At 70.7% G+C, this 6,532-nt stretch carries 4 protein-coding genes; all 4 read right to left on the bottom strand.

Features of this window, described 5'->3' with window-relative positions:
- Positions 1 to 18: 18 nt before the first annotated feature.
- On the bottom strand, positions 19 to 3,084 hold the full coding sequence (locus RDV84_RS21600; RefSeq protein ID WP_309151542.1) for an efflux RND transporter permease subunit: 3,066 nt from the start codon (positions 3,082 to 3,084) through the stop codon (positions 19 to 21).
- Position 3,085: 1 nt separating this feature from the next.
- Positions 3,086 to 4,156, bottom strand: coding sequence for an efflux RND transporter periplasmic adaptor subunit (locus tag RDV84_RS21605; protein WP_078999511.1), 1,071 nt, complete (start codon positions 4,154 to 4,156; stop codon positions 3,086 to 3,088).
- 87 nt (positions 4,157 to 4,243) lie between these two features.
- On the bottom strand, positions 4,244 to 5,182 hold the full coding sequence (locus RDV84_RS21610) for a cupin-like domain-containing protein (protein ID WP_057947287.1): 939 nt from the start codon (positions 5,180 to 5,182) through the stop codon (positions 4,244 to 4,246).
- Complete coding sequence (gene ectB / locus RDV84_RS21615) at positions 5,179 to 6,495, bottom strand: diaminobutyrate--2-oxoglutarate transaminase (protein ID WP_250442921.1); 1,317 nt, start codon at positions 6,493 to 6,495, stop codon at positions 5,179 to 5,181. Before ectB ends, RDV84_RS21610 begins: the two co-directional genes overlap by 4 nt.
- Positions 6,496 to 6,532: the final 37 nt, after the last annotated feature.

Genomic DNA, 6,532 nt, shown 5'->3' on the forward strand with positions numbered 1-6,532 from the left:
GGCGGAGGACGGCCGCGGTCAGGATGCCGCCGGTTGCGGCTGCGGCGGCGCGTCGTGCGTACGCCAGCGCGCCCACAGCCATTCCTCGACATCGCGCATGCAACTGAACAACACCGGCATGAACACCAGGCTCAGCGCGGTCGAGGACACCAGCCCGCCGATCACCGCGATCGCCATCGGCGCGCGGAACGCGGCATCGAGGCCGGCGCCGATCGCGGTCGGCAGCATGCCCGCGGCCATCGCCAGCGACGTCATCACGATCGGCCGCGCGCGCACCCGGCACGCCTCGACGATGGCTTCGCGCCGCGGCGCGCCGGCGCGCATGCGCTCGAGCATGTAGTCAACCAGCAGGATCGAGTTCTTGTCTGCGATCCCCATCAACATCAGCACGCCGATCATCGCCGGCAGGCCGAACTCGGTCCCGGTCAGGAACATCAGCGCGAACGCGCCGCCGATCGACAACGGCAGCGCGGCCATGCGGGTCAACGGCTGCAGCCAGTCGCGATACAGCAACACCTGCACCGAATACACCAGCAGCAGGCCCGCGCCGATGGCCTTGAGGAAGCTGGCCATCAGCTCGCCCATGAATTCGGCGTCGCCGGTGTCGAGCACGCTGACCGGGCGCGGCAGCTCGCGCATCGCCGGCAGCGCGCGGATCCGCTCCAGCGCGGTGCCCAGGGCGATGCCGTCGAGGTTGGCGCTCAGGTCGATGCGGCGCTGGCGGTCGTAGCGTTCGATCGTGGTCGGGCCGACGCCGAAGCGCAGCGTCGCCACCGCCGCCAACGGCACGCTGCCGCCGTCGGCGGTGGCCAGCTTGAGGTTCTCCAGCACGCCCAGGTCGCGGCCGAATTCGCGCGGCAGGCGCACCCGGATCGGCACCTGGCGGTGGTCGTAGTCGAACTTGGCCAGGCGGTTGTCGTTGTCGCCGATGGTGGAGATGTTGATCGCATCGCCGATCTGCTGCGCGGTGATGCCCAGTTGCGCGGCCTTGGCCGAATCGACGTTGACGGTGATCTCCGGCTGCTGCTGGCCGCTGTCGCTGGCGACGCTGCTCAAACCCTTCAGCCCGCGCATCTGCCGCTCCAGCGCCTCGGCGGCGCGGGCCAGCTCGGCCGGGTCCTCGCTGACCAGCGACAGGGTCAGGTCCTTACTGCCGGTGGCGTTGTCGAAGCGCGCGCGCAAGTCCGGCAGCGCTTCCAGCTGCGGCAGCATGGCGTTGCCGAAGGCGCGCTCGTCGAGCGCGCGCTCGCGCGCCGGCACCAGCTTGGCCAGCACCGTGGCGCGGTTGACCCCGCCGTCGCCGGTGCCGGCGGTGGTCAGCGCATAGGCCACTTCCGGCCGCGACTTGAGGATGCGCGCGACCTGCTGCGCGGCCGCGTCGGTGTCGGCCAGGCTGCTGCCGCGCGGCAGCTCGACGCTGACGCTGGCCTGGCCGAAGTCTTGGTACGGCATGAAGCCGCTGGGCAGCAGCGGCACCAGCGCGAACGAGGCGACCAGCGTGGCCACCGCGATCGCCACCGTCTTCAGGCGATGGCGCAGGGTCCACTCCACCGCCGCCAGATAGCGCCGCGTCCACGGCCCGTCGCCTTCCTCGTGCCCGTGCCGGGGCATGTGCAGCAGGCGCGACGCCAGCATCGGCGTGATCAGCCGCGCCACCGCCAGCGAGAAGAACGCGGCGATCGCCACGGTCAGGCCGAACTGCTTGAAGTACTGGCCCGGCAGGCCGTCCATCAGCCCGACCGGCAGGAACACCGCGCAGATCACCAGGGTCGTGGCGACCACCGCCAGGCCGATCTCGTCGCTGGCCACCAGCGCCGCCTCGCGCGGGCCGCGGCCTTCGCGCATGTGGCGGTGGATGTTCTCGATCTCGACGATGGCGTCGTCGACCAGCACGCCGGTGACCAGCGACACCGCCACCAGGCTGACGAAGTTGAGGGTGAAGCCCAACCACTGCATGCACAGGAAGGTCGGGATGATCGACAGCGGGATGGTCAGCGCCGCGATCGCGGTGGCGCGGCGGTCGCGCAGGAACGCGAACACCACCAGCACGGTCAGCAGGGTGCCTTCCAGGAAGGTGTACATGGTCGAGCGGAAGCCGGTCTCGGTCAGCTCGACCAGCGAGAAGATGCGGCGGAACTTGAGGTCGCCGCGGCGCTGTTGCAGTTCGTCCAAGCGCTGCTGCACCGCGCGCGCGACCGAGACCTCGCTCGCGGCGCGGCTCTTGTACACCGAGAAGGTCACCGCCGGGCGCCCGTCCAGACGGGTAACCGAGCGCGCCTCGGCGCCGCCGTTGGCGACCGTGCCCAGGTCGCCGAGCTTGACCTCGCGCCCGCCCGGCACGGCGATGCGCAGCTCGCGCAATTGCTCGACCGTGGCGGCGCGGCCGACCGTGCGCAGCGCGTACTCGGTGCCCTGCAGCAACACCCGCCCGCCGGGCACGTCGGTCTGGGTCTGGGCGAGCTGGCGGCTGACTTCGGCGGCGGTGACGCCGAGCGCGGACAGCGTGGCCGGGTCCAGGGTCACGCCGATCTCGCGGTCGATGCCGCCGCCGCGCTGCACCCGCGCCACGCCCACGATCGACAACAGCTCGCGGTGCAGGCTGTCGTCGATGAACCAGCTCAGCTCCTCGGCGCTCATCTCCGGCGCCTCGACGCTGTAGACCAGGATCGCCTCGCCGTTGTCCTCCGAGCGCTGCACCACCGGCTCTTCCATCGTCGTCGGCAGCTGGTTGCGCACCTTGGCGACCGCGTCGCGGGTGTCGTTGACCGCGCGGTCGATGTCGGTCTCCAGGGCGAACTCGATGGTGGTCAGCGACACGCCCTCGACGATCTTCGAACTGACGTGGCGCACGCCCTGCAACGAAGCCAGCGAGCCCTCGACCTTGCGGGTGATCTGGTTCTCGATCTCCGACGGCGGCGCGCCCGGCTGCACCAGCTGCACGGTCACCACCGGCATGGCCACGTTGGGCATGTTGGTGATCGGCAGCTCCAGGAACGCCAGCATGCCGGCGATGGTCAGCAGCGCGAACAACAGGATCGACGGGATCGGGTTGCCGATCGACCAGGCGGACAGGCTCTTGCGCATGTCAGCGGCGCGCCTGGGTCAGCGCGACGATGTCGCCGTCGCGCAGGAACGGGCCGGCCTTGGCGACGATGCGCTCGCCGGCGTCGATCGCCGCGACCACCACGTGCTCGGGCGTGCGCGCGACCACCTCCACCGGCAGCCGCCGCACCGCGTTGCCGCTGCGCACCGACCACACGAACGCGCCGGCGGCATCCTGCTGCAGCGCGCTGCCGGGCAGCACCCAGCCTTCGACCTGGGCCACGGTGATGCCGGCCTCGCAGAACATCCCGACCGCGGCGCGGTGCGCGCTCTCGCCCGGACGCTGCAAGGCGATGCGCACGCTGGCCGAGCGGCTGGCGCTGTCCACGCGCGGGGCGATCAGGCGGATCTCGCCCTGGATCGGCGCGCTCTCGCCGGCCAGGCGCAGGCTCGCCGGCAGCCCCACGCGCAAGCGCGCGACCTGGCGCTCGGGCACGTTGGCCTCCATTTCCACCAGCCCGTCCTTGGCCAGCTTGAACAAGGGTTCGCTGAAGCTGGTCAGCCCGCCGATGGCGGCGCTGCGCTCGTAGATCAGCCCGTCGGTCGGCGCGACGATGCGCGCGCGGCGCACGCTCAGCTCGGCATTGCGCAGGTTCGCCAGCGCCACTTGATAGGCCGCGTTCTTCTGCGCGACGAACTCGCGGCTGACCGCGCCGGAAGGCTGCAGCGACTGGACCCGCTCGTACTCGCCGCGGGTGCGCTCGTACTCCGAGCGCAGGCCGGCGCTCTGGATGCTGAGGTTGGAACTGTCGAGCACCGCCAGCAGCTGGCCCTTCCTGACGTAGTCGCCGACGTCGGCGTGGATCTCGCGCACCTGCTGGCCGGCCAGTTCCGGCACCACCACCACGTTCTCGCGCGGCACGGTCGCGCCGACCACGGCGATGGCGTCGTCGACCGCGCGCTTGTGCGCGGCGACCACGCTGACGGTGAGCACCGGCGCGGCGATGGTCGCGGCCGCGGCCGGTTGCGGCCGTCCGGCCAGGCCGAACCAGACGACCGCGCCGACGACGGCCAAGCCGATGCCGATTCCCAGGTAGCTGCGAGTGGCGCTCATTGCATCGAGTCTCTTGGAGGATGGTGCGTTGCGCGCGCGCCGCCGCGCTGCGTCCCGCGGGGCGCGGCGCGGCGGACGAGGCCCGGATCAGGCGGCTTGCGCTTCGAGCAGTTCCTGCAGTTCGCAGAACTTCTGGTTGAACGCCTTGACGATGTCGCGCGAGGAGCCGAACTCGTAGCCCGACTGGCGGTAGAAGTAGCGCAGCACTTCGAACTCGCTGTCGCTTTCCGAGCCGCTCATCAGGTAATCGATGAACTCCATCGAGCCGCGTTCGTGGACGAAGTTCCAGGTCACCGAGATCGAGTCCTCGACCACGATCACGTCGTGCAGCCAGCCGTGCGGGATGTAGATCACCTCGCCCGGGCGGATGAAGCCGTGGTAGTCGGGCTCGACCGCGAGCCGGCCCAGCTCGGCCCCGCGCACGTCGAGGAAACCGCCGAACGAGCTGCCGTCCTGGCGGCGCGCGGCCAGCTCGTCCGCGCGCGAGGGGTGGTACATCGCCACTTCCTTGACCCCGTGGAACTGCGCCACCACCGCATCGCTGCAGAACGGGTCGCGGTGCATGCGGGTGCGCGCGCCGCGCGCGGACACCAGGATGCCGCGGTACGGAAACGCATCGACGGTGGCGTCGGACTGCGGCCGCGCCGGCACCAGCAGGCCCTGCCGGGGCAGGAACGCGGGCATGCGCCAGCGCAGCGCCAGGCGCGCGAAGGCTTCGTCGCCCCAGGCGTGGTCGACGCCCTTGAGCTGGTTGTACCAGCGCACGTACGGCACGCCCTCGCGGTAGTCGCCGGCGTGGCCGAACTGGCGGTCGAGGTAGTCGGCCAGGGTCGCCACTTCCTGCAGGTCGAACAGCGCGTCGTAGACCTGCACCGGCAGGTCGCCGAGGTCGGCGCGGAACGCCGCCGGGGTCCAGCGCGCCGGATCGAAGTCCAGTTCGCGCACCACCACCGGGCGGTTGCGTTGCACGTAGTCGGCGACGAAGGTCGCTTGGTCGAGCGAATCGAGCGCGGTCAGCGGTTTCATGCCGGCGCGCCCTGCGCCGCGGCCAGCGGCGCCAGCAGCTCGGCCAACTCGGGCCGGTGCGCGGCGCGCAGGTCCACCGCGATGGCGATGATCTCCAGCGCGCGCGCCAGCACCTCCGGCTCGATGGTCAGCGCCGGCATCAGCTTGAGCACCTGCCCGCGCGGGCCGCAGCACTCCACCACCAGCCCGCGCTCGAAACAGGCCTGGATCACCGCCGCGGTGTCCTGCTCGGCGTGGAATTCCAGGCCCTGCATCAGGCCCAGGCCGCGGACCTGGCGGACCATCGCCGGATGCGCCTGGGCGATGGCCTCCAGCGCGCGGCGGATGCCGGCCTCCTTGTCGGCCAACTCGCGTTCGAACGCGTGGCCGTCCCAGTAGCGGCGCAGCGCCTCGGCGGCGGCGACGAAGGCCAGGTTGTTGCCGCGGAAGGTGCCGTTGTCCTCGCCCGGCGACCAGGCGTCGATGCCCGGGCGCACCAGCAGCAGCGCCATCGGGAAGCCCATGCCGCCGATCGACTTCGACAGGCACACCAGGTCCGGCTCGATCTGCGCGCGCTCGAAGCTGAAGAAGCGGCCGGTGCGGCCGCAGCCGGCCTGGATGTCGTCGACGATCAGCAGGATGCCGAACTCGGCGGTAAGCTCGCGCAGCTTGCGCAGCCACTGCACCGAGGCGACGTTGAGGCCGCCCTCGCCCTGCACCGATTCCAGGATCACCGCCGCCGGCAGGTCCAGGCCCGAGCTGTGGTCCTCCAGCAGCTTGCGCAGGAAATCGACCGTGTCGATCTCGCCCAGGTAGCCGTCGTAGGGCAGCCGCGAGACCGAACCGTAGCCGACCGCCTGGCGGTGGTAGCGATTGGCGGTGAGGTTCAGCGACACCCCGGTCATGCCGTGGAAGGCGTTGGTGAAGGCGACCACGTTCTGGCGGCCGGTGACCTTGCGCGCCAGCTTGATCGCCGACTCGACCACGCTGGTGCCGGTCGGGCTGGTGAACTGCAGGCGGTAGTCGAGCCCGCGCGGCTGCAGGATCAGGCGCTGGAAGGTCTCGATGAAGTCGCGCTTGGCCTGCGAGTGCAGGTCCAGGCTCATCATGATGTTGTCGCCGCCGATGTAGTCCAGCACCGCCTGCTTGATCGCGTCGTTGTTGTGGCCGTAGTTGAGCGCGCCGGCGCCGCACAGGAAGTCGATGAACGCCTCCCCGCGTTCGTCGTAGAGGTAGCTGCTCTTGGCGCGCGCGAACACCACCGGGAACTCGCGGCAGTACGAGCGTGCTTGCGATTCGTATTTCTCGAAGGCTTCCAGTGCGTTGGCGTTCATGTGGATCCCCATTGGATTGTTATCGGCCGCCGTTGCG

The sequence above is a fragment of the Lysobacter yananisis genome (assembly GCF_031199375.1).
Lineage (GTDB): Bacteria > Pseudomonadota > Gammaproteobacteria > Xanthomonadales > Xanthomonadaceae > Lysobacter > Lysobacter yananisis.

What these genes read in the sequence shown, in the direction of transcription:
- RDV84_RS21600 (WP_309151542.1), bottom strand. Translation starts at nt 3,084, where the DNA reads ATGCGCAAGAGCCTGTCCGCCTGGTCGATCGGCAACCCGATCCCGTCG.
- RDV84_RS21605 (WP_078999511.1), bottom strand. Translation starts at nt 4,156, where the DNA reads ATGAGCGCCACTCGCAGCTACCTGGGAATCGGCATCGGCTTGGCCGTC.
- RDV84_RS21610 (WP_057947287.1), bottom strand. Translation starts at nt 5,182, where the DNA reads ATGAAACCGCTGACCGCGCTCGATTCGCTCGACCAAGCGACCTTCGTC.
- ectB (WP_250442921.1), bottom strand. Translation starts at nt 6,495, where the DNA reads ATGAACGCCAACGCACTGGAAGCCTTCGAGAAATACGAATCGCAAGCA.